Origin of the sequence: Vibrio sp. 10N.222.55.C6 (genome assembly GCF_041473395.1) — a bacterium.
GTDB lineage: Bacteria > Pseudomonadota > Gammaproteobacteria > Enterobacterales > Vibrionaceae > Vibrio > Vibrio crassostreae_C.
In genome coordinates, this window is record NZ_JBFRSD010001102.1 from 1 (window position 1) to 310 (window position 310).

General features: G+C 45.8%; 1 pseudogene. It reads left to right on the forward strand.

Going from position 1 to position 310, the window contains the following annotated elements:
• Positions 1-241: pseudogene (locus AB4486_RS27740) on the forward strand (glycosidase); the annotation flags it as partial.
• Positions 242-310: the final 69 nt, after the last annotated feature.

A 310-nucleotide genomic window follows, 5' to 3' on the forward strand; every position in this document is an offset into this window, starting at 1 on the left:
GGTAGCAAGCAATGGCAGTTATGTGGACTTGAAAGTATCTGGCGATGACCAAGTCTTATTTGCTTTGAATACCCTTGAGAGTGCTCGCAACATAGTGTTGACAGAAGCGCAAGTCGGTAGCAATCAAGCGCTGGTGGATTTAATCACTAACCAACAAATCACACCAAGTAACGGGCAATACCAGATCCCGATGTCATCATTACAAGGGCGCTTCTTCAAAGTGATACAAAGCGGACAATAAGTTTTCCCCATTTATCCAAAGCCAAGTGTTGCTGCTGACCCCCATAGGCGCACGCTTGGTTTTTTCGTC